Origin of the sequence: Alteromonas sp. W12, from assembly GCF_001924945.1 — a bacterium.
Lineage (GTDB): Bacteria > Pseudomonadota > Gammaproteobacteria > Enterobacterales > Alteromonadaceae > Alteromonas > Alteromonas macleodii.
Genome location: NZ_LQXH01000001.1, coordinates 1,535,647 through 1,562,177, shown reverse-complemented (window position 1 = coordinate 1,562,177; position 26,531 = coordinate 1,535,647). Strand labels below are relative to the sequence as shown.

The following is a 26,531-nucleotide window of genomic DNA, read 5'->3' as shown; positions in this document are numbered from 1 at the left end:
AAGTAGTAGATGAGACCAAACAGAGAGACTAGGTGAATAGAAATAGCCGTTGTTGTAAAAGCCTTTGAGATATGATGTTCCGTTCTCAAATTCAGTATGTTAGTCAATTGCCACAGACGAAATATAACGTACAGTCCAAAAGAAAAAACACATAAGGCTAGAACTGCGACTACAGATTTTTCTTTAAACACACAATTTGACTGAGACATTTCTTCTTCCTTGAAATAAACATTGAGACATTAATGCGGTCTATTGATTAATTTTCAAGCGTGAAAAACTTAACAAGACAGGCATAACTAGAAAAATCCAAACTAGCCCCTCGTACACTTTCTTTGATCTAAATACCTATTCAAACTGCTAATCGAGTTAATCAAAGTAAGACAGTCGCAGTGCCTAAAGCCCGAAAGTCTCAAATTAGTTTATCGGATACGCCCTATTACCATTGTGTTTCCCGCTGTGTTCGTCGTGCTTTCTTATGTGGCGAGGAAAACAGTAGAAGCTTTGAGCATCGTCGCCAATGGGTAGAAGACCGTATCCATATTTTAAGTGAGGTTTTTGCCATTGATGTATGTGCTTATGCGGTAATGAGTAATCATACGCACCTAGTATTACACGTAAATAAAGAGGATGACTGTACTGGTCATTTTTGGGAAGGACGGTTTAAGTCACAAGCGCTATTAGATGAGTCAGCCCTTGCCGCCTGTATGGCTTATGTTGATTTAAACCCAGTACGAGCAAAGATGGTCAAAACTCCTGAGGCATCGGATCATACCAGTATTAAATACCGTATTAACGCAGCCAGGCTAGGCAAAACACCTAAAAGACTTATGCCTTTTACAGGCAATCCAAGACAAGAGATGCCACACGGTTTACCTTTTACTCTTCCAGACTACTTACAGCTTGTAGATGTAACCAGCCGACATCTTCATCCTAACAAGCACGGCAAGGTTGAGCATGACCTCCCCTCTATTTTAGAGCGTCTCAATATTGGACAAGAACATTGGCTAACTTTAACCACACAGTTTGAAACCTGCTTTAAGCACGCCGCTGGCAAGGTGACTCATTTAGAGCAATACGCGCACAACCAACATCAGCAACGGGTTCAAGGCCGACAAAGTGCAATGCGATTACTCGGTTAATTTTGCAGTTTAATAGATAGTAAGACAGGCACTATATGTATACATCACTACATAACAATTCTGGGCTTGTTAAGAACCTATTTTTTGCAATGCGCATCCCTATGCGTATACTTAATATGTAGAACAATTTGGAGTGTTAGCATGCAAGATTTATATGACATTCATGCCCCAAAAAAAGCGACTAATCTAAGCTTAAACAGTGATTTATTACAAAAAGCTAGAGACTTAAAAATTAATCTGTCTGCAACCTTGGAACAGGCACTTAAAGACAAGTTGAAAAGTGTTGAAGAAGAAAGGTGGAAAAAAGAAAACAAAGCTGCCATAGCTGCGTACAACGAGTTTGTTGCTGAGAACGGCTGTATAGGTGATGAGTACAGGAACTTCTAATGGCACAGTTTGATGTTTACAGAAACCCAAGCTCAAAAACAAATAAAGCTTACCCTTTTCTTGTAGATGTTCAGAACTCTATAATTGACCAGTTAGCAACAAGGCTAGTTGTACCGCTGACGAAGAATAAGACTAGAAATAGTCTTTATATGAAAAACCTAACGCCGGGGATAGAATTTGAAGGCGAGACGTACCTATTCCTGGCTCAACAACTGAGTTCCATACCCGAAGATGTGCTCAAGGACTGCATCGGTTCTTTAGAACAATCCCGGGAGTTGCTAATAGGTGCAATAGACTTTGCTATTACTGGAATATAGCCTTCGATTTCAGACTCCGCTATGTGGACATGACGGCGTAATGTGGCCGAAAACGTGCACAAAAGAGCTTGCCTTATTTAGTCTTCTCCATCCGAGAAACAAGTATGCCTGTCTTGTTTAGTCTCTAGTACCGTATTCTCACTAAGCGCTTAAGACAGGTACGAAATGCACACCTTTGTAAGAATGACTGTCTTGTTTTGCCATGCCTGTGTTATTATGTATTCATGATACTTGCCTGTAAACCTAACCCCAAGCTATGCGGCGGGCGATAGAGCGTCCTTGTTTGAGCTTATTGTTATGCGAATGTCTAAGGCATTTGAGATACAACGTAATCAACACAATGCGCTCGCAGTTTTTCTACATTATCTTCAGATTCCCGATTTTTTCGGCAATTTAAATACATAGAGATGTATTTGTTCAAAAGTTCTTCACCTTCTTCAGGAGGGGTTCTTACTAAAGCTTCAATAAATGAACGGGGGCCGACTTGGAAATGTTGGTAATCAACAGGGTAGTTCCAATATCCTCCCCAGGTAAAAAAACCATGCTCAGCAAATATATCAACAACTTCCTCAGCCATACCGACACGTGAAGCTTTTCCCGGACGTTGATTTAAGCGATTTACAGCATAGCGCGCACTCTTCTCAGGACTAATTCTCGCTGTTCCGTCCTCATCAATGTCAATAAAAGGATTTTGAACCGGATTAATATCTATTGCGGCACCATATGCATGAAGCGACCAACGTGAACCACCAGTAATGGCTCTGCCGTTAAAAGCTGATGTATTATTGTCAGCCATGGACGCCATGTCATCACCATTGTATTCTTCGATAGGACGTGCTTTAAAAATTGTAAACTTTTGTTCTAATAATTTTTTCATAACCTCTTCGACTTTAGGAGCCAGAATGTCCAAAACGATCAATACACCATCATTTGCAATATCACCTCTTTCATTAAGGTGGCTAAAGGTAATTTTGCTAAGCCGACTACATGGTACAGGATTGGATTCGGTAATTACTTTTTTTGAAATCAAATAATCACAATCGGATCTGCTTAAATAAGTTGAATTAGATTTTGGTTGATCCTCACCTTGAGAAGAGTTGACAATAAAAGTCAAAATGAAAATCATCATAAAAACCTTTGTTATTGTAACACTACCATGTCGAGTCATGATTTTTCTCCACTTGTATGAATTTCGTTTTCGTATAACGCCGCGCTCTGCGGCAATTCTGGAGCGCAGCGGAAAAATTGTCCGACAGCAGCGCCTTGTTAGCTTTTGTTCTCGTTGCCATTAGTTGCATTTTCGACCCTAGATGCGAGGTCATCGACAAGAGAAGTAAGCACTTTGTATGCTTTATCACTGAACAAACCAGCCAACAAACCAAGAAATGCACTGCTATAAGGGTTTGAAGGAATACGAACACCTGGGGTTGTCAGAAGGAATAAATGCTGTCCGCCTTTCAGTGCTAGATATACAATGAAACCGGTAGCCAGACCAGACGTCAAAGTACGCACATTCATTCGAGCTCCCGACCTTAAACCAAAAATCATGGCTCCGAGAGCACTACATGAAATAATGGACGATGCCAAAAGATGGTCTGATCTCATTTCATAGATAAAGCCGATGTAATTAGAGCTGCTCAGGTTTTCTAACATATTCGAAGCTGACTCTGAGTCCGATGCGGCTTCATCGAATCTCGCAGTAACTACCTGATAGCTTTTAATAAGCTCTTTTAACATTCCGGATTGGTCATCAACACCCACGGTAATCAAAGTGGTTACTTTATCGTTGAGCTCTTCGAACCGTTCAATGTTGATAATCGCATCTTTCCGCTCACCGTAAACATCTTCATTTATTTTGGCATCTAGATTAGAAGTTAGATTTACTGCTATGTTTGCCAAATCACCATTTAGCGAAGAAATTTTATTAGACACATTGTTGCTAAATGCCTCTCTAGATGCCATTTCAGAAACGGTAATAACAGATAAAATGGCAAGCACTATCACTACTATAAGCTCAAAAAGCTCGTAATACATATCAGATAGGCGAGTTATTAGTAATGGGTTGATACCTTTCTTCTGGGATTCATTTTCTTTACTCATAACTCTAAACTCTTTTTTTAAGTGGTCTTATCCACTCAAAATGGACATCCATGTTAAGCGTATGTCGATTCATATTCATACGGGCTGATATAGCCCAATGTTGAATGCTGACGCACGCGATGATAAAAAATTTCTATGTAATCGAAGATACAAGATTTGAATTCTTGAAGCGAGTTGAATTTTTCTCCATATATAAGTTCGACTTTGATACGACTGAAGAATGATTCCATCACGGCCTTGTCCCAACAGTTGCTTCTTCGGCACATGCTGGATATGCCTCCAATACTGGCTATCAGGTCTTGATAGCGCACGGAACGATACTGTACGCCTCGGTCGGAGTGAATAATTAACCCAGGCTCAATATTTCTTCGACCAATAGCCATCTTGAGCGCTCGTAGAATAAGCTCTTCGGTCATATGCCCACCAAACAATGGCTCTTGAGTACAAGTCCATCACAATAGCCAATTAATGCTACTGGCCCTCAAAGCGAGAGTGCAAAAAATGACTGTCCTGTTTAATGTTTAGCCATCGTTAGAAGTATTAAAGCCCAAATAAGGGGCGCAAACATGGCGGTTATTATCGAAACGAAGTGACACAGCAGCCATGTTTATGGCCGAGCGAGCTTGCGAACGACTTAATTTGATTGTTATACGCGCCTAAGACTTCCAGTGTTTTTACTATTGCTTTTCTCGGATTACTCCTGGTTTGCGCTGGCTCCAACAAGAGATGAAGCCTTAATTAACTCTTTAGCAATATCTGTTAATTCAGAATTACTTAAGTCCCCGTTAGCCTGCAGCAGACAAAGCCCAAACATACCAGCTGACAGATACGTGCTCTGCTTGGTGGGTGAAGATAAAGATGTGAGTGTTTCCGTTATATTGAGAGCTATCGCTTTATCATTCTCGTTGGAACCTGAAAGCTCTAGTTTAGTCAATGTAGAAATAAGTCCAGTATAGACATCTGTCGTTATATCAGTACTACGCGCGAAGTTTGCGGCTTGAAGACACGACTTACCCTTATCGTTAGTCATCGCGCCATTGTATTCTGCACTCCATATAAATAAGGTTGTCCTACCATTTTCTTTAGATAAATAGTTTTCAAATTCTTCGATACCTTGTTCTTCTAAGATTTCTTTGAAAAGTACAGCGCCTTTATTATTGCTAACAACATTCCCTTGTCCATCAATTGATACATATGCTAGGCCAGGTTTTTTATCGCCGTTCCAAGCCTGATGTACACTACATCCTGACAGTAAAGCACATATAAAAAAGGCATAATATTTCATAACTAGATTTCCCTATCCAAATTAAAATTAGACTATATACGCAAGATGGTTAAAAAACAACCAGATAGAGACAGTATGAATATTAACGCGTAAAACTTTTCAATAACGGGGCAAACACTTGGGACATAATGGCGAAGCCGCCCGCGTGTATGCTCTCCAACAAACGGAGTGAGTGAGCTTATTGAGTTGTTATGTGACGTCCTAATTAAGAAGGTCACAAACATGCCTGTCCTGTCTAGTAGTATTCCCTCGTAAAGTGCAAAAGTGACTGTCTTGTTTAGAGTTAAATGTACAACCTGTTATTTTTCAGAATTTCTCGTATTTGTGCTTGGTCTTGGAGTACCGTTTTATATATCCATTTGTAGAAATATTTTCCATTGGTTGCAATGACTTCTTCTGCTTTTTCTTTACCCAAGACGTGCGTTAAAGCATCTAACTCCATTAAGCAAACAGCAAGATGCAGATAGGTAGAAAATTCGCTTCTAGCTCAGTCAGGAAAGCCAACCGGAACAGACGAGTATATCTTTCGTAATTCGGCAACAGTATTATCAACCTCTTCTTTTCTCGCTCCTTCGAACCAGTGAATTTGTTCGTGTAGAAGTTGAGACAAGCCAGCGTGGTCATTATTTGGCATAGAAGCTTTAAGGGTTAAAACGGGATGGCTGAAGGGACTCCTCGCTGATTCATCTATAATAATTTTATCAGTGAACCACCATTTTTTAAGATCATACTGTTCAATGAGTCTATAAATTTGTTCGCGTTTCAACTCTTCTTTCTCAGTGCCATTGGCAAGAGAAACGTCAATTTCGGCAGCAGCAACCTGCGATATAAAAAGAGTAAATAAGGCTGCTTTTATACCTTTCATTTCGACCTCCTTGTCTTTGCAATTACCTAATTAAAATAAAGGGTAGACTGGCAAACAATGTATGACTTTGCACACAAACATGCCTGTCTTGTTAAGTATTGTAATTCAGAAGATTTCAGTTCCAGCTTTACACCTTCTGCGGGACGCAACTATGATAAATTGATTACCCTTATATCTTCCCATTCATCCATCTTCTTCTTTTTTTGGTACACAAAATGGCCTTTTACGCAGGAATCTTTGTCTTTTTCGTTATCAACTATTGTGGGAACAAAAACTAAACGAACAGATTCCTTTAACCTAATTTCAATAGGATCTGAGGTAGCCGTTTTCCATGATGTCGACTTTACATTGAGAGTATCCATATTACCTCGAGTGTTGAAGGGCAACTAACGCCCCAGTAAACGGCTAAAATTAGCGATGAATGAGCGCAAGTCAACTGTTTTGCGTCCGCTCTTGACTGGCTTGTTAGCAATCTTTTAGGTCTTTAGGCACTTGAAACCAGCTTCCTTTTTTCTTTGTTATTGAGCGCTGTAAAGACACAGAATCTAAACTATCGATATCAAAATCAGCAAAGTTAGGGTTGGATACAGGTACTTCTTCAAAGCTCTTCATGTGATCTAAAAGTTTATCGTTACTTTCTTTAGGCAAAGGCAATTTCACCTCTTTAGGTTTTCGCCATCCAATTCCCATAATATCCCATAAACTAGATGTTAAAAAATCACCATCGGTTGGCGGCTTGCTTGCAAAAGAAATTACCCCTTTATCTTTTGTTTCTTGTGGTAAGTCCATATAACGTCTGTTCAATGCCGACAAATCGGATTTCAAGTCCTGCCCCCACACAAACTTCTGACCAGGCTTCATAAATAACGGAGCGACTCTTTTATGCAGCTTATCGCCGGAAACAAATAGTTTACAAAATGGTAGGTAATGTAAGTACGCTATATCGATTTTATTAGACGGTCGTTCCGACGAAATAAACCCTCTCGAAACGCAAATATGAAAAAACACCTCAATCTTCACTACATGAGCTACGTACGGAGCATAACTAGTAAGAGGAGGAAAACCGCTTATTTGATATCGCTGGACGATTTGTTGGTGAAGCTCTTTAGGGACTGTAAGGGAAGTTAAGATAAATCCAATTAAATCATATGGCTTGCTATTGGAAGCGACCAAAGAATTGGCTGCACCATAGGCGTCATTCATGTTTTTGCACTTAGAAATATCTATGCCCAACTTTTTTGCATAGTCCTCGGAATTTTCAAATGTCATCGCCTTAACTTGAGCTCGCCATTGTTTGGCAAAGTCACGTTCAATTTCTTGGTATTCTCTATTTTGCCATCTGCTATATGCTTTGGCTTCTGGAGAAACATCAAAAGCTACGCCTTTCTTTTTACCAAACATTACAGGTTTTCCACCAGCTAAAATAGGACGACCATCCATAACAACTTTTTGACCAAGCAGGTTATTTATAAGTAAATCCATATGGTGAATATTTGGTGAACCTCCCATTTCTGGTGTTTTAGAGGCTATTTCACCAACAATTTGTTCGGGAGTTCGACCTCTAGTCATTTCTTTAGCTAAATCAGCTAGTGTTTCGATATAAAACAACGGGGAAATATTTACTCGAAAGAAATTATCAAACCAAACTGATTCATCAACGCTTAAGGATTGAAGAAATGATTTATCAAAAATGGTAATTGGTCCCACAGACTATCCTTAGATGGCTAACGCCTCAATAACCGCTGCAGCTTTGCTGCATCCGGCACCTGAAAGGCGCGAAGTTGATTGATTTGTTATACCTCTGATGGGCGTTTCTTTCTTTTAATAGACTCCAGCATCTTGGAATATTGTTCTTCATGTGTTACTTTATTTTCTTCCAATGCTCCTACCACCTCATCAAAGATTTTTGAAAAGTGCTCTTTTGATGAAATCAAAACATGCATTATCTCGGTAAACCTAGTTACGATATTTTTAGTCGCGATTACATCTTTCTTTGAAAGAGTCCAAAGCTTGGTAGTAACTTCATGATTTTTTTCATCTCCATCTGAATTGAAAGCTATAGCCCATTGTCCATGAGCTAATTTATTTCGTATTTCGATGATCGCTCTTATTTCATTATCTATCAGGGAGTGTAAGTACTGATATCGATTAAAATTTGTATGCTTCAAGTTGATTAAATTTAATGCTCTTATCTTTCCATCTAGAAAGTTTCGCCTGAAGGAATAATCCGTAAAATGCTTCCAGCGTTCATAAACGGACGGTTTATCAAGAATGTAATCTACACTAACCATCTTTATTTGGGCGCCGTGAAAATAGAGAAGATAAGAAAGCGATGATTCAAGATAAGCGGCATAAAGAATCATCATCATTCTTATATTTGTGTACTCAAGCTCTTTTTTATTTTCTTTAATTGCTTGGTTAAGACTCCGATTAAGCTGAGTAATCGCTTTCTTTATTTTTGTTCTGTTTTTTGCATGAGCCTTGGCGATATCATATCTATTCAAATCTACAATTTCCTTTGGTATAACAACTTACTCGCCCCAAACCGTCATGCTATCCCACACGAATTTGGAAACTTGTCCCTGTATGTACCTCTACTCTAAACCACAACCAACAGAGAAATAAAGAAAAAACCGCAATGCCTTTTTTCACTCACATATTAAAGAACAGCAAACCACTGCACAGAGACTAATACTGTGTTCCCCACCCAAAAACAAAAAAGCCAGCTTCCGCTGGCTTCTAAAACAAATAATTCAACGTCACTTGAACTAAAAATTACTTCCCCTGCCTAGCAGCCAGTTTCTCCAACTGCTCGTCAGTAGCAGGAAGCTGGTGCTTCTCTTTCCACTCTGAATACGGCATTTTGTATACCACTTCACGTGCGGCTTCGTAGTCGATATCAGCGCCCTGCTCGCTTGCAGCGGCCGAATACCATTTTGCTAAGCAGTTGCGGCAGAAATCGGCCAAAATCATCAGGTCGATGTTCTGAACGTCTTTATTTGCGTCTAAGTGTTCTACTAAGCGGCGGAATACCGCTGCTTCTACTTCGGTTTGCGTTTGCTTATCCATTATCTAATACCTCTAAAAAAGCGCTTTTCGTTATAGGTTGAATGTGTGGGTTAACGAGTAAAACCCAACCCGTTACGGTTTTTAAAACCTAAAACGAAAAAAGGGAGCCAAGCTCCCTTTTTACTTATATACAGCTAACTAGGTTTAAAACCTAATCGGCATTACTCTGCGTCGTCAGACTTAGGCGCAGGCTTTTCTAGAAGCTCTTTAATGCTTAAACGTACACGGTTTTGGCGATCAATTTCCATAACCTTAACGTCAACCATTTGGCCTTCTTCTAGGTAGTCAGTTACTTTGTTCACACGCTCGTGAGCGATTTGTGAAATGTGTACAAGACCTTCTTTACCTGGAAGTACTTCTACAAACGCACCGAAGTCTACAATACGTGTAATCTTACCGTTGTAAGTCTTACCAACTTCAATTTCAGCCGTTACTTGCTCAATCTTGCTAATAGCGATGTCTGCTTTCGCACGCTCTGTCGCGAAGATTTTGATAGTACCGTCGTCTTCAATCTCGATGTTAGTGTCAGACTCTTCAGTAATTTGACGGATCATTGCGCCGCCTTTACCGATAACGTCACGAATCTTGTCTTGGTCAATCTTCATTGTGTAAATGCGTGGAGCAAATTCACTTAGCTCTTCACGGTGACCGCCAATCGCTTCGTCCATTACGTTAAGAATGTGCAAACGTGCTTCTTTTGCTTGTTTAAGCGCAATTTGCATGATTTCTTTAGTAATACCTTCAATCTTAATGTCCATTTGAAGTGCAGTGATACCTTCGGTAGTACCTGCTACTTTAAAGTCCATGTCGCCAAGGTGATCTTCGTCACCAAGGATGTCTGAAAGTACAACAAAGTTGTCGTCACTCTTAACTAGGCCCATTGCGATACCCGCAACAGACGCTTTAATTGGAACACCTGCATCCATAAGCGCTAGTGAAGTACCACATACCGACGCCATTGAAGATGAACCGTTTGATTCTGTGATTTCAGAAACCACACGTACTACGTACGGGAATTCTTCTTCACTTGGCATTACTGCTTGAATACCACGCTTCGCTAGACGACCGTGACCAATTTCACGACGCTTAGGCGAACCAATCATACCGGTTTCACCAACACAGTATGGAGGGAAGTTGTAGTGAAGCATGAAACGGCTGTCGCGCTTACCTTGAAGCTCGTCAATCATCTGTGCGTCACGCTCTGTACCGAGCGTAGCAGCTACAAGTGCCTGAGTTTCACCACGAGTAAATAGAGCTGAACCGTGAGTACGAGGAAGAATACCTGTCGCTACGTCAAGTGCACGGATCATTGCTGGGTCACGACCGTCAATACGTGGCGCGCCAGATAGAATGCGTGAACGTACAACGTCAGACTCAAGATCGTGAAGAAGGTCTAGTACTTCTTTCTTATCTTGTTCTTCGTCTTCAGCAAGGATAGCTTCTAGTGCTTTTTCAGTTGCTGCAGTTACTGCGTCTTTACGCTCTAACTTGTCAGAAATCTGGTAAGCCGCAGTCATTTCTGCTTCAGCTAGTGCTTTAACTTTGTCTTTAAGCGCAGTGTTTTCTGCTTCTGGTGCCCAGTCCCACTTCTCAGTGCCAACTTCAGCAGCAAATTCGTTAACCGCGTTAACTACAGTTTGCATTTGTTCGTGACCGAACATAACCGCACCTAGCATGGTGTCTTCAGAAAGCACGCTTGCTTCTGATTCAACCATAAGTACTGCGCCTTCAGTACCCGCAACAACAAGGTCAAGCTCGCTTTCAGCTTGCTCTTCTGCGCGTGTATTTAGAATGTATTCACCGTTGCTAAAACCAACACGAGCCGCACCGATTGGGCCGTTGAAAGGAATACCAGAGATAGCAAGGGCTGCTGAAGTACCAATCATAGAGATGATGTCTGTAGGGATATCTGGGTTAGCAGACATTACAGTAACAACAACTTGTACTTCGTTTTTGAAACCTTCTGGGAATAATGGACGGATTGGACGGTCGATAAGACGTGCAATCAGTGTTTCACCTTCAGATGGACGACCTTCACGCTTGAAGAAACCACCTGGGATTTTACCCGCAGCGTACGCTTTTTCTTGGTAGTTAACAGTAAGTGGGAAGAAGTCTTGATCTGCTTTGGCTTCTTTTTTACCAACTACTGTTACCAGTACAGACGTATCGTCCATGCTCGCAAGAACCGCAGCTGTTGCCTGACGAGCAATTACACCCGTCTCTAGAGTTACAGTATGCTGTCCATACTGAAATGATTTAGTAATAGGAGTCACTATTTGTCCTTTAATTTCAATCTTTATTTTATCGCTTTTAAACGCGGCGCATAGTATAGCCATGAAGTAGCGTTAATACCATGGTCAAATGCAGCCCCGCGCGGAATTTGTCGTGTTATTTGGTCATTAACCGCTACCACCTATAGCACCATGACTATATGAAATATCTGTGAAATTTCAATTATTGACTATATTTTCATCATACTGACACAAAACAGCGTATGCTAGAACAAAAAGCGAACAAAGTGAGAACTTAAATAAACATCACGTGCGACCAATGCGTAGAAGTGATTAACCACAACAAGAACGTCTAATATTAGTGTGCTAAAGGAGATAACCATGTTGGTACTTCGACTTAATAAAGCAGGCATGCCACAAGAGTGGATAGATGTTGAACAAGCCGCAAAGCTTTACAGTCAAGATAAGGTGCTATTTGAGCTAGGTAGCGACGCTATTACGCTTAAGGGAGGCTGGAATCACGAAGGGCTGCAAAGTCAGCTTACCCTGTCTAGTATTATCGCGTGCGACGGCAAGGTAACAGATTTATCTGGCAAAGTTGCCCTAACTAATCGCTATTTATTTAGGCGCGATAGCTACCTATGTATGTACTGCGGCAATAAATTTACGCCAAAGCAGCTTACCCGAGACCACATTATCCCCCGCTCTCGCGGCGGAAAAGACAGTTGGACGAACGTTGCCACGGCTTGCCAGCGATGCAATCACGCGAAAGGTGCTAAAACGCCAGAAGAAGCCAACATGCCCCTACTCGCGGTTCCGTTTAGGCCAAATGTGTACGAGCGTTTTTATTTAATGAACAGGCGAATTTTGGCTGACCAAATGGCCTTTTTACAAGGCCACTTCACCAGCCACAGAGAATGGACGTGCTTAGAATAAACGCTATAGCGCACCACTAGTAGTTGTCTGTGCTTCGGGCATTGCTTTAGCTTGGTTTTGCACTGAAGAGGAATCGCTATGCTGTGCATGAAGCTGGCGTTGCTCTTCTTTTTGCGCTTTGAACCACAGACTTAACCAGTCTGAGCACATTTTGTGCTCTAACTCATGAGCTTCGGCTGTAGGGCAAAACAAGCTTACCTTTACCACCACTTTGGCAAGTTCATTGGTTTTAATCTCAACCTCAGGGTCGATGCGAATAAACTCTTGCTCTAAGTGACGTTCAATTAAGCCTTTGTAGCGCTCTGCTACATCGCGAAAATATTCACAATGTGCCTGTGCCCTGGCATGAAACGCTGGAAGCAAACTATAGGCGTTCACAGAAGGCTCGTTCACTATTTCAAATGAATGCAAACGGTAGCGACGCATAAAGTTAAGATTTCGTACGGTTTGAGTTACAAGCTGACTGTTAGGCACGTACACGTGTTTACCCGTGTAGTTAAAGCTTTCAGGGTCGACTTCTAAAAGTGCAGTCTTTGCCCAGTCCATTTCTACCACTTCACCAATGATGTTGTTCATTTGGATCCAGTCGCCTACCCTGAATGGCCGAGCGCCCAAGTAGTAAATGAACCCCATAAAGCACTGAATAAACTCGCGGGTTGCCAACACAATGGCCACCATAAAGGCAGCAATGGAGATTGCCAGTGTTTGGATTTCAGAGCTCCACACCATCATTAACACAATAATGATAAAGGCATTACCCAGCTGCTCTAGGATATTGATTTGGTTTCGGCGGTCTTCGCCACGATGAGAACTAATGCGCCTGATAAGGCGCAACACACCCTTTTTGATAAAGTGCAGTACAATTAAAAGTACTAGAGATGTCAGCAGTTTATAATCATTGGCAAAACTTATAAATTGATGCCATAACTGCGCGGGGTCTATCACAATCTCCATGTAAGCTCCGTCTGTACTCCGAGGGTAAATATTTGAATAGGCGAAAAAAAGCGCCGACGAATGTCAGCGCTTTTAATTATGAAGCATGTAAACTCGTGGCACAATGCCGACCAGTTAAAACATCTTTCTATTAATCGCGAATTTGGCCTTCGCCATTCACTAAATATTTCTCTGAAGTCAACGACTCCAAGCCCATTGGGCCATAAGCATGTAGCTTAGTGGTTGCGATACCAATTTCTGCACCTAAGCCAAGCTGGCTACCATCAGAAAAACGTGAAGAGGCATTAACCATTACTACACTTGCATCAACTGCGCGTTGGAATAACTTGCCTTTTTCAGCATCTTCCGTACAAATTACTTCAGTGTGGTTACTACCAAATTGCGCAATGTGGTCAACCGCTGCTTCGAAATCGTCAACTACACGGATAGCGATTTCAAGGCCAAGATACTCTTCACCGTACGCGTCTTCAGAAATAACGTCAGCACCATCAAAGTACTGGCTACCTTTGTCGTTTACGTGAACCTTAACACCCTTTTCTTTGAATGCATCGGCCACTTTAGGCAGAAAATCGCCCGCAACGGCTTGGTGTACAACTAAGCCTTCTAAGGCATTACATACGCCAGTACGCTGTGTTTTACCATTTAGAAGTAGCGCCATGGCTTTATCTAGATCAGCATCTTTGTCTACGTAAAGGTGACACACACCTTTAAAGTGCTGAATTACCGGCACTTTAGCGTTGTCAGTCACGTAGTTGATTAGACCTTCACCACCACGTGGAATAATTACGTCAATGTAATCACGCTGCTCCATTAGCTCTTGCATTAATGCACGATCTGGGTTCGGAACTACCGTTACCAGCGCTTTTGGTAAGTTGTGCTTCTCCAGCACGTCTTGCATAAGCTCAGCAATGGCTAAACTCGTATCTAGTGCTTCTTTACCACCACGTAATATCACTGCGTTACCCGATTTAAAGCACAGCGCGCCTGCGTCGGCAGTAACATTAGGTCGTGCTTCATATATCATGCACACAACACCAAGCGGTATACGCATTTTCTTAATCTCAATACCGTTTGGACGTGTACCGATAACGCGCTCTTTACCCACAGGATCATCAAGTTCAACAATAACTTCGATGCCTTCAGCCATGGCTTCAATACGCTCATCGTTTAGGATTAAGCGGTCAACCATCGCTGCGTCTAAGTTATTCTCTTTGGCGCGCGCGACTTCCTTTTCGTTTACTTCAATAATTTTACTTTTGTTTGCACGAATTGCCGCGGCCATATCAGTTAACACCGCGTTTTTCTGGCTTTCACTTAAAATAGCCAGTGTACGTGCAGCTTTTTTTGCCTGTTGTGCTAACTCTGTAATAATGCTCATTCTTTCTCCAGATTTGCTATGTGCTGATCAGAAATAATTGGCCCAGTCTTTTCCTCAAACTCATGGGCGAATTCTTCGTTTTCCTGATTCGCAATGAAATTCAATAAACAGCTACTGTAATTCGACTTGGCTTTTACCAGTTTAGTACCGTCTTCTTTACGTACTAGAATGGTGTCGCCTACCGAGAACTCACCTTTCACGTCAATAATTTCGCTACTTGTCAGTTGCTCTGCGTCGCCAGCTAAAGAGGCGTCAAAGTCCCCTTCTACTATCACCTCGCCCTGCGCGTTTGACGTATGGCGCATCCAATGCACATTCTCTTGCATTGGCTTGGCGTGAGGTTTGAAATGCGTGCCTGGGTTTTCACCTGCTAGCAGCATATTAAACGACAGTTCAGTAAAGCCGTTAATAATATATGTATCTATACCATGCGAAACGGCTTTTTCGGCCGCTTCAATTTTAGTGCGCATACCACCGGTGCCTACACCGCCTTTTACCGCACCGCCAGCCATGTCATAAATGCTTTGATCAATGGTATTAACTGATTTAAGCAATTGTGCGTCGTCGTGTTCATGCGGGTTCTTATCGTACAACCCATCAATGTCTGAACAGATGATAAGTGCATCTGCTTCAGCTGCCGACGCAACCATGGCCGATAAATTATCGTTATCACCCACTTTCAATTTGTCGGTGGTAACGGTGTCGTTTTCGTTAACGATAGGCAGGATATTGTTGTCCAATAAGCTGAATATCGTTTCACGGATACTTACGTAACGCTCTCTGTCTCGTAAATCAGCATGCGTTAAAAGCATCTGAGCAGACGGAAAATCAAACAGTCTGTCCCACGTGGCAATCATTTCGGTTTGACCCGCTGCTGCCATTGCTTTTTTAACTGCAATATCTGACTTTTCTTGCTCTGGAAACAGGTGCGCACCCGCTGCGACAGAACCAGAAGACACGAGTACAACTTGTGTACCGTTGGCTCTGCATCGCACGATAAATTGCGCAATGCTCAAAAGGTAATGACTGCTACAACCTTGTTGGTTGGGCGATATCAATGCACTACCCACTTTGATGACTACGCGTTTCCAATTTGGATGACTCATAATAAACTTTTTAACCTTAAGATTGTTGATTTGCTAATTCTTCACTGGCTTGCGCGAATGTTGCTTGTACGTTTGACGATGGGTTTTCGCTAAAGCGACTTACCACATAAAGCGTTAACGTACTTACCGCAAACCCTGGAATAATTTCATAAATAACGCTGCTTAACGTTTTACCGTCAGCTAAAACGGGCGCATAAATCCAGAACAGTACGGTTACCGCACCGCTGATCATGCCCGCCATTGCCGCTTTCGCTGTTAGGTCCTTTTTATACAGACAAAACAGTACTAACGGACCAAATGCTGCACCAAAACCTGCCCAAGCATTACTTACTAAAGATAAAATTGTGTTCGACGCATCCATGGCTAATAACAATGCAACCACAGCTACACCTGCTACACCATAACGGCCAATTGTTACCGTTTGCTTTTCACTCAGCGCCTTGGTTGAAGACTTTTTATTCACCATTACGCGGTAAATGTCTTCGGTTAACGAACTTGCGCTAACCAGCAGTTGCGACGAAATTGTACTCATAATAGCGGCTAAAATAGCGGCCATTAAAAATCCACTAATAAGTGGGTGGAACAGCAATTGCGAGAAAATAATAAATATCGTCTCAGGGTCGTCGACAGCCAGGCCAAACTGATTGGCATAAGCAATGCCTACAAATCCTGTTGCCAGTGCACCAATGATGGTCACTAACATCCACGACATACCAATATTTCGCGCTGTGCCAATGGCGTTAACAGAACGAATTGCCATAAAGCGAACAATAATGTGCGGCTGTCCAAAGTAACCTAAGCCCCAACCTAAACTCGATAGCAACCCTACAATCGTTAGCGTTTCTAACGATTCAGAAAAATTGGGTACAGATTGATAAGCGGCGCTTGTCATTTGCGACACACTATCGAACTCGGTAAACGCGACAATTGGAACCAGTACCAGCGCCACGAACATAATGCACCCTTGTACAAAGTCCGTAAGGCTTACTGCCAAGAAACCACCAAGTAGCGTATAAGACACCACTACACCCAGCGTAATAAATAGGCCTAGCTGATAGTCGACTGAAAACGCGCTTTCAAACAACTTACCACCTGCAACTAACCCGGCAGAGGTGTATAGCGTGAAAAACAGTACGATAATCACCGCTGAAACAATACGTAAGCTTGAGTTAGGCGTATTAAAACGCTTCGCAAAAAACTCAGGCACAGTCAGCGAGTCGTTCGCTACTTCGGTATAAACGCGAAGTTTTGGTGCTACTAGTAAATAATTGGCCAACGCACCTGCAACCAACCCTATTGCAATATAAACCGCATCGAAACCGGTTAAGTACATTGCACCTGGTAAGCCCATTAGCATCCAGCCAGACATGTCAGACGCACCCGCAGACAGTGCGGTTACTTGAGGGCTAACTTGTCGCCCTCCCAAAATATAACCAGAAATATCACTGGTAGATTGTCGGTAAGCAAACAACCCTATCCCTAACATCGCTATAAAATACACCGCTAGTGATAGGTAACTTTCCATTGGCATAACGTTCGTTATTTCCTCTATTGCTCTTCGAAAACTCGTAAATGAAAACGCCATTTAACCTTTGCTAATTCAAATTCAAAAGCAAATAATTAAATCGAACAATAATCATTAGAGCTCTAACAATATAAGGATCTGACAGAAAATTTCAAGTGCAATTTTTAAACAACATCGTTTAACAGGCACTTATGTTTAAATTAGCACCAACCATGTTTCACAGCATATTACGCTAATAAAATCCAAAATTACCCCTAGTATTCATTAACTTAAAAACACTAAGTCATTTATGAAACAATTTAACTTTAGCTGAAAAGTCGCAAAAAACAGCAACTTTACTATCAGCTAAAACATTTTCATTAAAAATACTTTGTTACGCGCACTCAGACGAAATAACATCCAAAAGAAGCTTTTCTACAGGCAGTAAATGGGTAAGTTGCGTACAATCTTCACTATGTAGCGAGCGAACCCGATTAATTAGCTTCTCACACGCCTTTTCGTCATTTTTCACAGTAAATAGTTTCGGATGAATATAATATTTCCTGCAAACGGTGGGAGTATTGCCAAGTTCTGCTGCAACACACTTACTTAACGTACTCTCCCATTTCTTGGTTCTGGAGTTTGCTATCTGTTCATACACACTGGGCAGGTTTGTTAGTGCAAATCGACTTGAAGCCCACGTTCGAAAGTCTTTACAACTGAACTGTTCACTTAGTTCGTTGTGGATGAACGCATTAACGTCTTCGCTCGTTACGTCGTGCCATTGTTTATTCTCATCTTGATAACGAAATAAACAGTAACCTTGTTGTTGCGCACAGTCACAAACTAATGAAGCAAGCTCAGGGTCGTTTACTTTTAGTGTTCTTGGTTTGCCGTGCTTACCAATGTAAGCAAGTTCAACACTATCGTCATACTGCGCTTGTACATGCTTGCGCCGCAATGTAGTTAACCCATATGTGTTATTTTCCTTACTATATTGAGCGTTGCCAACTCTAGCACCTGTGTAATCGAGCAACAGGCACACCAGCGCGCAAGCTCTTTCTTGCGTCCATGTTGGCTGTGAAATTAATGAAAGACAGTGCTCACGGAACTCAGGAAGTGCATTACCAAAGGCGACCAAACGCTCAAATTTTTCTACTTGCTGCTGCTCGTGCCATTTGTTGTGATAGATATATTGTTTACGTCCTTTTTCGTCATAGCCGACGGCTTGAACGCTGGCTTTACTGTCACGGCTTATAAAGGTGTCGCGCCAATTTGGAGGAATGACAAGCTTTTTGATACGCTTTAGCACGCGCTCTCCTGTGACTTTCTTTCCACTTGCATAGCGATAGTAAAACCGTTTATTACCGCAAGCGATGCGCCTTATTGATAGATGGCTATCATCAGAGTAGACGTTGCAATAGCCTTTAATCCGTTTCATTTATAGATACTCCTGTCCTTACCAGCTAAGAAGACCGACTGTTAAGGTGCTGCTACGGCCGCAGATGCTCGCTGTGCTTTCTTAGTCAGATTGCAAACAACGGTACCAAATCTCAATTTATAAATAGAATCTACAGAAGAACGTACAGAAATGATCACTACACGCAATTAACCTTGCCGCAAGCCGACGCTTCCACGGCAAGACAGTGATTTTAAAGGCCATAACGAATTTTCACGCTATGTGTAAAATTATCACAGTACCGGCTGTTTGGTCCGGTAGCGGCGATTGCTATAACTCAGCATATCGCTTCGAAATCCTTCTTTATTTCGCCTTCCAGCTTACTAAATCATATTTAACATTCCGAAAATAACCATTAAAAACAACAGCATAAAAACGAACTTCCTCTTTTTTATACTAAAGTATAAACCGCTACTTTTCTTCGTCGGAATGCAACTTGAATAAGTATGGGCAATAGTTGTCGAGTTACTTATGCACTTAGATGAAGCCGAACAGCAATACCCTTTGAAGTGCAAGTGAAGTGGATTGATTTAGAGAGTCCAAGTAAGAAGTCGAGGATTTAAAGATGAATGTTCAAAGTTCGAAAAACGTAGAGTCAAAAAGCGAAAACAGTAATGAACATGAGAATTTGAGAGCCCATGTTGTATCAACCGGTGATTTGCAAGTCGCGGCTGTATTTCCGTCAAAACTTAAAGTGCAGGAAGTACTTGAGATAGTTCAAGACCAAACATCTGTTGAGGTATCTCAAGTAGAAATTATCGAAGCTGGCGACCCTAAAATGAGTGAAAAACTTGAACGTAACAGCGCATCCATTGGCAAAAGCATGTGGTCGTCCCACCTGTTGCTTGGTTCAATCGGTCTGATTGTAGGTTTAGTGGCGGCATTTTTGTTAACGCAGTTTGGCCCAGCGCTTACTCAACAAAATCCTTTGTTTACCTACATAGCACTAATTAGCCCAGGCATATTCATTGGGTTATTCATAGCGGGTTTAATCGGTTTACGTCCAGACAGAAATGAGGTTATACAGACCGTAAGACACGCGGTTAGATATGGTAAAGTTGCGCTGGTAATTAACCTTAAAAAGTCACAGTCTGCTTCTAAAGTCTCGCAATTACTGAAGCAGCACACCGACAAAGTGGTCGAATCTATTCGGTAGCAAGACTAGCGACATAATATGGAACGCTGCTTCAAAGCAGAATGTGATACAGTAATCATAGCGGAGTTATCAATCTAGCTGTTCCAATATTTTCGAAGGGCAATATAACGAACTCCACGTTTATTGCCCTTCGTCGTTTGGTCGGCGTTATTCTGAAAGAGAGATTAGGCACCAATTGTATGGATTTAATATTTTTTGATTTAGATGGCACTTTATTAAATAAGTCTTCTGAAATCTCCTCGTTTACTAAAGAGACGTTGGGCTTGCTTGGTGAGAGAGACATTGCATTCACCGTAGCGACGGGTCGTACCATGCATTCAGCGCAATTTGTGCTACAAGGTCAGTCTTTTGTACTCCCTCACATTTATAATAATGGGGTGGCAATTTGGGATCCTGCCGGAAACGCGCTAACACTAGAAAATTTGCTCGCGCCCAGTGAAGTAAATCTTATTATCGAGCACGCCGTAAATAATAATATTACGCCTTTCATTAACACAGTGAATATGGATAGCCCAGATCACGAGCACGTGATTTACCATTCGTCGCCTAAGCATCAGGTGGAACACGATTTAATTGAAAAGTATTTTTCGCGCACTAAAGCGCGACTAGCGTCTATTGAGTCGCTACCTGCTAATGCACATATTACAAACATCAGTATGATCGGAGATGCACCGCTAGTCTATGACATGTATAAGCAGCTCAACACGCACGAAGGACTGATAGCGTACTCTGGGCCAGCTATCGAAGGAGACGAGTACCGTTGGATGGATGTACACCACAATCTTGCGAATAAAGGCAGTGCGGTAGAGCTTTTGCGCCAACAGTTGAATGCAAGCAACGTTATTGTGTTTGGCGACAGTGATAATGATTTAAGTATGTTTAAGCTAGCAGACGAGGCTTATGCACCTTCTAACGCTAAACCTTATATCAAAGACGCCGCCACTTCCGTCATTGGGCATCACGATGAAGATGGAATCGCCCGCTTTCTACGAGAGCGATTCTCACTTTAGAAGATGCTGATTAAAAAGCATTGTGAAAATGGTAGCCTTCAAACTATACGAATTAGGCTAGTTAATTAAGGCTACCACTCTATAGGCTCTCTATCTTTTAAGAATTGGCCATGGGGGCCGCCCTCTTCCATGGTTGCTAACCAAATAGCCGTATCTGCTCCCTCCTCGGGCGTTTTGGGCGCATCACTTCCACCCATTCTGGTATGCACCCAACCCGGGGTCATGCTATTAACGGTTACATCAAGAGACTTACCGTCAGCAGCTTCATCAACTACCGCTGCCATCTTAACCGTAAGCGCATTAATAGCAGCCTTTGTTATCGCATAGCACATTGGCCCTTTCAGTCCCTCGGCGAAGCTACCGTAACTAGAGCTTACATTGATAATACGTCCAAAACCTCGCTCAATCATTTGCGGTAACGTTTGCTGGATAAGTGTAAGCGGGGCGTTCACATTAATTTGCATTGATTTAGCCAAAGTCTCAGAATTTACATCTTTCCATGGCGTGTCGTCTAAGATACCTGCATTGTTTATGAGGATATCAACAGGGCCATACACGGCCTCAGCTCGAACAAACGCATCGACGATGGCTGTTTCGTTATCAAGAGGCATCTCAATAATATGCAAATCCCCTCCCACAATATCTTTCTTGGCTTCAAGGCCGGCCTCTTCGTCTCGACACCCCATTAGCACTTTATAGCCTTTAGACAGCATTCCTTTTACTATTTCCAGACCTATACCTCTGTTTCCACCTGTAACTAATACGTTTTTCGTCATTGCCAATACACTCCTTGCATTTACGCTTGGGCTTGTTTTGCCTCAAAACGATTGGATAAATAAAAACACAGCGGGAAGATTACACTCCACACTAGAGCGATAAAAATATAAGAAAGTACAACGCTTGCGCCCAATTCAACCGCGCCGAATTTGGCGCCGGCGATATAACTAAGCGGCGCGAAGATAGCTCCAGCAACCGCCGCAACGGCCATTCGACCATTAAAGGCGGTTAAACTGTGATAGACCGTACCTGCAAAGGCTGCCCATAGAAGACTTAGCCAAATTGGAATTGGCCAGAAGCTGACTAGCGTTTCTGTCTCGTTAAAAATGAACAGCCCGCTTAGGGTTAAAAGTGCATCAACCACCGTTCCCAGTAAAAATACCGTGCCCATTAGCTTTATATCTTCCACTCGCTTGGGCGAAATGGCTATCCACAAAAGGATTAACCCTAACACTGGAATTACTGCTTTATTCTGGAACAAGATGACCAGCCACCAAATTCCTTGGAACCATACAAAGTTCGCAACCTTTAGTACCGCACTATTCTTCATTTGAAACGCTCATATTTTCAATACCAAAGCATACGTTTACCGGTACGTGATAGTTCAACCCTATTGCGACAAAAGTAAACGAAAACGCTCCAGTGTAAGTATAGATGCATAGACTGTTTGCTCTTTCCAATTACAAAGGATGTGTTAATCGTGAAAATGGTGAAGTATTACGTACTTGGTGCATTAGTGGCGTTAGCACTAACGCTGACCGTGCCAGTGATATTATTAAAAGTGGTATTTGGTTGGATTGCATTTTCCCTTATTGCCGTAAGCAGCGCCTATTTGCTCAACTATCCAAGCCTGTTTCGCAAACGTGAGGATGGCTCAATACCATTCTACATACGCTGGATTTTTGTACCTTTTTTACTGGGCTCTTGGCTTTACAATGAATACGCACGCAGAACGGATAAAGTCCCTCCCCTACAAAAAATCGAGCCGCACTTATTCCTTGCGTGCCGCATGTCGGGAAAACACGTTAGCCTTTTAAACGAAAACAACATTGACGCCATTCTTGACGTAACCGCTGAATTTGACGGACTGGATTGGACGGCATATCAAGAAGATTACCGCTATTTAAACGTACCGGTACTCGACCATACCAGCCCCACTCCTGAACAACTTGTTTTAGCAATAAATTGGTTGAATCAGCAAATTTCTGAAAAGAAAAATGTTGTTGTGCATTGTGCGCTTGGACGAGGTCGATCTGTTCTGGTAGTTGCAGCCTATTTACTGGCCAAAAACCCTACGTTGAGTGTAGATGATGCATTACGTGAAATTAACCAGATACGCCAAACAGCAAGGCTCAACAAACGTCAATTAGCATCGCTGCAGCAGATCAGAGATGGTGGCCTACTTTCACTACAAAAGAATCTAACCCTTATCGTTAATCCAGTTGCTGGGGGCGGTAAATGGGAGCAATACCGAGATGACGTTCTTTCTCGATTAAATGAAAAATTCAAAGTGACCGTGAAAGAAACCACACCTGAAGTAGATGGTAAGGCACTAGCAGAAAAGGCAAAACAAGACGGCGCTCACATAATTGTCGCATGCGGCGGCGATGGAACGTTAACTGAAGTCGCCTCGGCTTTGGTCAACACCGACGTTACCATGGGGATTATTCCCTTTGGTACAGCAAACGCACTGAGCCAAGTGTTGCATGGCTACATTAGTAAAGTCATGCCTGTTAGTACAGCATGCGACATCATTATAGAGGGCAACACCTTAGCCATAGATACCGCGACCTGCAACGACCACGTTATGCTTTTGGTGGCAGCAGTTGGCTTCGAGGAAAAAATGATTTCGGCCGCTGATCGCGAAGAAAAGAATGTAGGCGGCCAGTTTGCCTACCTAAAAGGGCTATGGAACGCGATTTCAAATAATGAAAACATGACGTTTAAAGTAGCAAAAGACAACCAGCCAGCTGAAACCTTAGAAACGCCGAGCTTTGTTATTGCAAACGCAGCCCCTATGACCACAGCACTTGCTCAGGGCGCAGAGCCGCCCGACATCACCGATGGAAAGCTTGATTTGACCTGGCTATTACCTCAGCCCAGCTCTGATAAACAATTCGCATCGTTAGCAGAGCTAGTGCTAAGTCCAGCTGAAGCAAAGAAGCAATCTGAATCAATACGGCACGAACGCGCATCAAGCATAACGTTAACATTTGATAAGCCCACGGCGTATGCTGTCGACGGCGAGATCTACGAAGGCGAAAAGCTTGAGATAAAAACATGCCCTCGAAGTCTTACCGTTCTCACCAATTTTGAAGAAAAGGATTAAGCAGTACATGACTCAGAAAAGTAACTTTGAAGAAATCTATACCTTTCTTAATGAGAAGTTTGCTAACGAAACGGAATATCTACAAGCGGTACACGAAGTATTAGAAGATATTGTTCCTATTTACAATGCAAACAAAGACTACAAAGCGTTCGATATTATAAGACGCATTTGCATGCCTGAACGCATTATTTATTTTACCGTGTCGTGGATGAACAGTGATGGCGATATTGAAGTCAATCAAGGTTGGCGTGTACAGCACAATTCAGCCATGGGTCCTTACAAAGGTGGCTTGCGCTTTCATCCTACCGTCAACTTATCGGTGCTTAAGTTTCTTGCTTTCGAACAGTGTTTCAAGAATGCCCTGACCGGCTTACCCATGGGCGGAGGTAAAGGCGGGTCAGACTTTAACCCCAAAGGGCGTACTGATCGCGACATTATGTTGTTTTGCCAAGCCTTCATGCGTGAATTACAGCGACATATTGGCGCAAATACCGATGTACCTGCAGGTGACATAAACGTTGGCGCAAGAGAAATAGGATACCTTTATGGCGAGTATCGCAGACTAAACAATAAGTTCGAAGGCGTATTAACCGGTAAAGGCTTAGAATTTGGTGGTAGCTATGTACGTACTGAAGCTACAGGCTTTGGCTTAATTTACTTTTTAGAAGCGGTATGTCGACATCAAGGTACTCCAATTGAAGGCAAAACCATTGCAGTGTCTGGAGCCGGAAACGTAGCGTTGCATGCTGCACTTAAAGCGGTAGAGAAAGGCGGAAAAGTTATTTCGCTGTCTAATAGCCGAGGGCTTTTACATAATGAGAATGGTTTAACTGATACCGCGCTTAAATGGGCAATCGACAACCACGCAAACCGCAACAATATCCTTGCTGACATGGCAGATGAAAACATGGGCAAGTGGATAGTTGATAAAAAGCCTTGGCATTTAAAATGCGACATAGCACTGCCTTGCGCTACGCAAAACGAACTACTTGAAGAAGATGCAAAATCACTGCTAGATAACGGCTGTCAAATGGTACTAGAAGGTGCGAATATGCCGTGCACAAACGAAGCTCAGGCTTTGTTTTTAGACGCCCAAATTGCATACGTACCAGGCAAAGCATCTAACGCTGGCGGCGTTGCGCTATCAGGCTTAGAAATGAGCCAGAACGCCATGTTCAATCAACGTAACGCAAGCGCACTCGATGAACAGCTCTATTCAATTATGGAAAGCATTCATCAGCGCTGTGTTGATGAGGGTAAATCTGAAGGCGATGCTGGAAGCAGCTACGTTGATTATATGAAAGGCGCCAATGTAGCAGCATTTCGTAGACTCGCTGACGCCATGGTCGCACAAGGCGTGTAGCGCATATCCCATCTCCCTCTTTCGGTAAATTCACGGACTTACTGCCGTGAATTTATCGGAAACTGACTTGTAAAATTTGCGTTGTCCCCTTCCCCAACTCAATGACTCTGTGTCACTTCATTTGAAATTTCTTTTAAAAATCAGCGCGTAACAAATATCTCATTCATGGAATAAAAATAGCATTACCACAGGTGTGATTCATTTTTTTGGTATTTATAAGGAACTACCCATGAAAATTTTTGAAGCTTTGCGTCAAGACCATGAAAAGCAACGTTTACTGCTTAAAATTCTAGCTGAAACAAGCGGAAACACTGCTGCGCGCCGTGAATATTATCAAGAGCTTAAGACACAGCTTGAAAGTCATGCTATCGCTGAAGAGCGCCATTTCTATTCTCATCTTCTGGAGAAAGATGCCACTGTAGATTTAACACGTCACGGCATTGCAGAGCATCACGAAATTGATGAGCTACTCGCAAAGCTCGATGATACGGATATGAGTTCACCAGCTTGGTTGCGTCATTTGAAAACACTTCAGGAAAAGGTGGAACATCACCTTGCCGACGAAGAACAGGAATTCTTCCAAGTTGCAGGCAATGTGCTTAATGACCGCCAAAAAACAAAACTTGCAGACGAATATCAAAAAGAGATGAAGCAAGAGTTAGACGACGAAAAGCTCACCGCCTAACATGGGATATATCACGTTGCCGAAATCGTCCTATTCGACATACGTCATAACGTAAAAAGCCAGCTATTAAAGCTGGCTTTTGTTTATTTCATATTTGGTTGCTGTACTCGCTACGACTATGCGATTTATTGCATAGCCGCCAATACAGCGTTTTTCACCACCTACTTTTTGGCGATGATGTAAACAGCGTGAATAACACCTGGGAAATAGCCAAGAATAGTTAAAAGGATATTAATCCAAAAGTGAGCACCGATACCCACTTGTAAAAATACGCCCAGCGGTGGAAGTAAAATCGATAAAAGTATACGAATGATGTCCATAATAAATTCCTTGTTTTTGAAGTAATTTCACAACTCAGTGGGCAAAATACTCACACTTTGGCGAAGAAATCAGGCCCGCAGAGCGTTTTACACGCTTCATTATTAGTTTTGCATTTACGATGCCATGTCGCCAAATACTGCGGCAAAGGCATAGTGATTAC

The 26,531-nt window shown here is 42.3% G+C and carries 27 protein-coding genes; 9 read left to right on the top strand and 18 right to left on the bottom strand.

Annotated elements, in window-relative coordinates; translation table 11 throughout:
* Window positions 1-389: 389 nt before the first annotated feature.
* The 3 genes from AWH61_RS06600 (at window position 390) to AWH61_RS06590 (ending at window position 1,843) form a co-directional block, all read left to right on the top strand.
* Window positions 390-1,139 (top strand): transposase, encoded by a 750-nt coding sequence (locus tag AWH61_RS06600; RefSeq protein WP_075176531.1) that lies wholly within the window; start codon window positions 390-392, stop codon window positions 1,137-1,139.
* Window positions 1,140-1,280: 141 nt separating this feature from the next.
* The gene (locus AWH61_RS06595; RefSeq protein ID WP_075176530.1) at window positions 1,281-1,526 is read left to right on the top strand and encodes a type II toxin-antitoxin system CcdA family antitoxin; all 246 of its coding nucleotides are present in this window, start codon (window positions 1,281-1,283) and stop codon (window positions 1,524-1,526) included.
* On the top strand, window positions 1,526-1,843 hold the full coding sequence (locus tag AWH61_RS06590) for a CcdB family protein (RefSeq protein ID WP_075176529.1): 318 nt from the start codon (window positions 1,526-1,528) through the stop codon (window positions 1,841-1,843). The genes AWH61_RS06595 and AWH61_RS06590 overlap by 1 nt, the downstream gene beginning before the upstream one ends.
* 307 nt (window positions 1,844-2,150) lie before the next feature.
* Here the strand turns inward: AWH61_RS06590 and AWH61_RS06585 are convergent, their stop codons facing one another.
* The 10 genes from AWH61_RS06585 to pnp form a co-directional block, all read right to left on the bottom strand.
* Entirely contained in the window at window positions 2,151-3,011 is an 861-nt protein-coding gene (locus AWH61_RS06585) for a M15 family metallopeptidase (RefSeq protein WP_083605871.1), read from the bottom strand.
* Between the two features lie 98 nt (window positions 3,012-3,109).
* A complete protein-coding gene (locus AWH61_RS06580) occupies window positions 3,110-3,943 on the bottom strand; it encodes a hypothetical protein (RefSeq protein ID WP_075176528.1) in 834 nt (277 codons plus the stop codon).
* A gap of 53 nt (window positions 3,944-3,996) precedes the next feature.
* Window positions 3,997-4,359, bottom strand: a complete 363-nt coding sequence (locus AWH61_RS06575; RefSeq protein WP_083605868.1) for an IS3 family transposase — start codon at window positions 4,357-4,359, stop codon at window positions 3,997-3,999.
* Window positions 4,360-4,637: 278 nt separating this feature from the next.
* Entirely contained in the window at window positions 4,638-5,228 is a 591-nt protein-coding gene (locus AWH61_RS06570) for a hypothetical protein (protein ID WP_075176526.1), read from the bottom strand.
* Window positions 5,229-5,715: 487 nt separating this feature from the next.
* A complete protein-coding gene (locus AWH61_RS06565; protein ID WP_075176525.1) occupies window positions 5,716-6,093 on the bottom strand; it encodes a hypothetical protein in 378 nt (125 codons plus the stop codon).
* Between the two features lie 149 nt (window positions 6,094-6,242).
* Window positions 6,243-6,455 (bottom strand): hypothetical protein, encoded by a 213-nt coding sequence (locus AWH61_RS20355; protein ID WP_075176524.1) that lies wholly within the window; start codon window positions 6,453-6,455, stop codon window positions 6,243-6,245.
* Window positions 6,456-6,558: 103 nt separating this feature from the next.
* A complete protein-coding gene (locus tag AWH61_RS20195; protein WP_075176523.1) occupies window positions 6,559-7,800 on the bottom strand; it encodes a hypothetical protein in 1,242 nt (413 codons plus the stop codon).
* A gap of 86 nt (window positions 7,801-7,886) precedes the next feature.
* Complete coding sequence (locus tag AWH61_RS06550) at window positions 7,887-8,597, bottom strand: hypothetical protein (protein ID WP_075176522.1); 711 nt, start codon at window positions 8,595-8,597, stop codon at window positions 7,887-7,889.
* A gap of 271 nt (window positions 8,598-8,868) precedes the next feature.
* Window positions 8,869-9,162 (bottom strand): DUF1244 domain-containing protein, encoded by a 294-nt coding sequence (locus tag AWH61_RS06545; RefSeq protein WP_012518312.1) that lies wholly within the window; start codon window positions 9,160-9,162, stop codon window positions 8,869-8,871.
* Between the two features lie 161 nt (window positions 9,163-9,323).
* Complete coding sequence (pnp, locus tag AWH61_RS06540; RefSeq protein ID WP_039229711.1) at window positions 9,324-11,435, bottom strand: polyribonucleotide nucleotidyltransferase; 2,112 nt, start codon at window positions 11,433-11,435, stop codon at window positions 9,324-9,326.
* Between the two features lie 339 nt (window positions 11,436-11,774).
* Here pnp and AWH61_RS06535 point away from each other — a divergent pair, with 339 nt between their 5' ends.
* Window positions 11,775-12,329, top strand: coding sequence for an HNH endonuclease (locus tag AWH61_RS06535; protein WP_014949384.1), 555 nt, complete (start codon window positions 11,775-11,777; stop codon window positions 12,327-12,329).
* A 3-nt stretch (window positions 12,330-12,332) separates the two neighbouring features.
* On the opposite strand, the gene AWH61_RS06530 is transcribed toward AWH61_RS06535, so the two are convergent.
* From AWH61_RS06530 to AWH61_RS06510, 5 genes are all read right to left on the bottom strand, one after another.
* The gene (locus AWH61_RS06530) at window positions 12,333-13,283 is read right to left on the bottom strand and encodes a mechanosensitive ion channel family protein (protein ID WP_039229391.1); all 951 of its coding nucleotides are present in this window, start codon (window positions 13,281-13,283) and stop codon (window positions 12,333-12,335) included.
* Between the two features lie 130 nt (window positions 13,284-13,413).
* On the bottom strand, window positions 13,414-14,661 hold the full coding sequence (locus AWH61_RS06525) for a glutamate-5-semialdehyde dehydrogenase (protein ID WP_014949382.1): 1,248 nt from the start codon (window positions 14,659-14,661) through the stop codon (window positions 13,414-13,416).
* The gene (gene proB / locus AWH61_RS06520) at window positions 14,658-15,767 is read right to left on the bottom strand and encodes a glutamate 5-kinase (protein ID WP_014949381.1); all 1,110 of its coding nucleotides are present in this window, start codon (window positions 15,765-15,767) and stop codon (window positions 14,658-14,660) included. The genes AWH61_RS06525 and proB overlap by 4 nt, the downstream gene beginning before the upstream one ends.
* Window positions 15,768-15,783: 16 nt before the next feature.
* Entirely contained in the window at window positions 15,784-17,298 is a 1,515-nt protein-coding gene (putP, locus tag AWH61_RS06515; protein WP_061486965.1) for a sodium/proline symporter PutP, read from the bottom strand.
* A 367-nt stretch (window positions 17,299-17,665) separates the two neighbouring features.
* Window positions 17,666-18,712 carry a DNA topoisomerase IB gene (locus tag AWH61_RS06510; RefSeq protein WP_075176521.1) on the bottom strand — a complete coding sequence of 349 codons (1,047 nt, stop codon included), beginning with the start codon at window positions 18,710-18,712 and terminating at the stop codon, window positions 17,666-17,668.
* 583 nt (window positions 18,713-19,295) lie between these two features.
* On the opposite strand from AWH61_RS06510, the gene AWH61_RS06505 reads away from it, so the two are divergent.
* A complete protein-coding gene (locus AWH61_RS06505) occupies window positions 19,296-19,886 on the top strand; it encodes a hypothetical protein (protein ID WP_039229403.1) in 591 nt (196 codons plus the stop codon).
* 179 nt (window positions 19,887-20,065) lie between these two features.
* Entirely contained in the window at window positions 20,066-20,896 is an 831-nt protein-coding gene (locus tag AWH61_RS06500; RefSeq protein WP_075176520.1) for an HAD family hydrolase, read from the top strand.
* Between the two features lie 71 nt (window positions 20,897-20,967).
* Here the strand turns inward: AWH61_RS06500 and AWH61_RS06495 are convergent, their stop codons facing one another.
* Together AWH61_RS06495 and AWH61_RS06490 are read right to left on the bottom strand one after the other, a co-directional pair.
* Window positions 20,968-21,672 (bottom strand): SDR family NAD(P)-dependent oxidoreductase, encoded by a 705-nt coding sequence (locus tag AWH61_RS06495; protein WP_014976474.1) that lies wholly within the window; start codon window positions 21,670-21,672, stop codon window positions 20,968-20,970.
* Window positions 21,673-21,692: 20 nt separating this feature from the next.
* Window positions 21,693-22,223: a DUF2878 domain-containing protein gene (locus AWH61_RS06490; protein ID WP_039229417.1), complete on the bottom strand. Its 531-nt coding sequence runs from the start codon at window positions 22,221-22,223 to the stop codon at window positions 21,693-21,695.
* A 150-nt stretch (window positions 22,224-22,373) separates the two neighbouring features.
* Here AWH61_RS06490 and AWH61_RS06485 point away from each other — a divergent pair, with 150 nt between their 5' ends.
* The 3 genes from AWH61_RS06485 (at window position 22,374) to AWH61_RS06475 (ending at window position 26,050) form a co-directional block, all read left to right on the top strand.
* Window positions 22,374-24,002, top strand: coding sequence for a diacylglycerol kinase family protein (locus AWH61_RS06485; RefSeq protein ID WP_075176519.1), 1,629 nt, complete (start codon window positions 22,374-22,376; stop codon window positions 24,000-24,002).
* Window positions 24,003-24,009: 7 nt separating this feature from the next.
* Window positions 24,010-25,365 (top strand): NADP-specific glutamate dehydrogenase, encoded by a 1,356-nt coding sequence (gdhA, locus tag AWH61_RS06480; protein ID WP_075176518.1) that lies wholly within the window; start codon window positions 24,010-24,012, stop codon window positions 25,363-25,365.
* Window positions 25,366-25,594: 229 nt separating this feature from the next.
* Window positions 25,595-26,050, top strand: coding sequence for a hemerythrin domain-containing protein (locus tag AWH61_RS06475; protein ID WP_014949372.1), 456 nt, complete (start codon window positions 25,595-25,597; stop codon window positions 26,048-26,050).
* A gap of 161 nt (window positions 26,051-26,211) precedes the next feature.
* Here AWH61_RS06475 and AWH61_RS06470 read toward each other — a convergent pair whose 3' ends face one another.
* The gene (locus AWH61_RS06470; RefSeq protein WP_014949371.1) at window positions 26,212-26,370 is read right to left on the bottom strand and encodes a YqaE/Pmp3 family membrane protein; all 159 of its coding nucleotides are present in this window, start codon (window positions 26,368-26,370) and stop codon (window positions 26,212-26,214) included.
* Window positions 26,371-26,531: the final 161 nt, after the last annotated feature.

Bases quoted from the DNA above. Each gene is read 5' to 3' on its own strand.
- AWH61_RS06490 (WP_039229417.1), bottom strand. From the start codon at position 22,223: ATGAAGAATAGTGCGGTACTAAAGGTTGCGAACTTTGTATGGTTCCAA.
- gdhA (WP_075176518.1), top strand. From the start codon at position 24,010: ATGACTCAGAAAAGTAACTTTGAAGAAATCTATACCTTTCTTAATGAG.
- AWH61_RS06475 (WP_014949372.1), top strand. From the start codon at position 25,595: ATGAAAATTTTTGAAGCTTTGCGTCAAGACCATGAAAAGCAACGTTTA.
- AWH61_RS06575 (WP_083605868.1), bottom strand. From the start codon at position 4,359: ATGACCGAAGAGCTTATTCTACGAGCGCTCAAGATGGCTATTGGTCGA.
- AWH61_RS06580 (WP_075176528.1), bottom strand. From the start codon at position 3,943: ATGAGTAAAGAAAATGAATCCCAGAAGAAAGGTATCAACCCATTACTA.
- putP (WP_061486965.1), bottom strand. From the start codon at position 17,298: ATGCCAATGGAAAGTTACCTATCACTAGCGGTGTATTTTATAGCGATG.
- AWH61_RS06530 (WP_039229391.1), bottom strand. From the start codon at position 13,283: ATGGAGATTGTGATAGACCCCGCGCAGTTATGGCATCAATTTATAAGT.
- AWH61_RS06590 (WP_075176529.1), top strand. From the start codon at position 1,526: ATGGCACAGTTTGATGTTTACAGAAACCCAAGCTCAAAAACAAATAAA.
- AWH61_RS06565 (WP_075176525.1), bottom strand. From the start codon at position 6,093: ATGAAAGGTATAAAAGCAGCCTTATTTACTCTTTTTATATCGCAGGTT.
- AWH61_RS06500 (WP_075176520.1), top strand. From the start codon at position 20,066: ATGGATTTAATATTTTTTGATTTAGATGGCACTTTATTAAATAAGTCT.
- AWH61_RS06535 (WP_014949384.1), top strand. From the start codon at position 11,775: ATGTTGGTACTTCGACTTAATAAAGCAGGCATGCCACAAGAGTGGATA.
- AWH61_RS06585 (WP_083605871.1), bottom strand. From the start codon at position 3,011: ATGACTCGACATGGTAGTGTTACAATAACAAAGGTTTTTATGATGATT.
- AWH61_RS06510 (WP_075176521.1), bottom strand. From the start codon at position 18,712: ATGAAACGGATTAAAGGCTATTGCAACGTCTACTCTGATGATAGCCAT.
- AWH61_RS06470 (WP_014949371.1), bottom strand. From the start codon at position 26,370: ATGGACATCATTCGTATACTTTTATCGATTTTACTTCCACCGCTGGGC.
- AWH61_RS20355 (WP_075176524.1), bottom strand. From the start codon at position 6,455: ATGGATACTCTCAATGTAAAGTCGACATCATGGAAAACGGCTACCTCA.
- AWH61_RS06595 (WP_075176530.1), top strand. From the start codon at position 1,281: ATGCAAGATTTATATGACATTCATGCCCCAAAAAAAGCGACTAATCTA.
- AWH61_RS06495 (WP_014976474.1), bottom strand. From the start codon at position 21,672: ATGACGAAAAACGTATTAGTTACAGGTGGAAACAGAGGTATAGGTCTG.
- AWH61_RS06505 (WP_039229403.1), top strand. From the start codon at position 19,296: ATGAATGTTCAAAGTTCGAAAAACGTAGAGTCAAAAAGCGAAAACAGT.
- AWH61_RS06570 (WP_075176526.1), bottom strand. From the start codon at position 5,228: ATGAAATATTATGCCTTTTTTATATGTGCTTTACTGTCAGGATGTAGT.
- proB (WP_014949381.1), bottom strand. From the start codon at position 15,767: ATGAGTCATCCAAATTGGAAACGCGTAGTCATCAAAGTGGGTAGTGCA.
- AWH61_RS06545 (WP_012518312.1), bottom strand. From the start codon at position 9,162: ATGGATAAGCAAACGCAAACCGAAGTAGAAGCAGCGGTATTCCGCCGC.
- AWH61_RS06525 (WP_014949382.1), bottom strand. From the start codon at position 14,661: ATGAGCATTATTACAGAGTTAGCACAACAGGCAAAAAAAGCTGCACGT.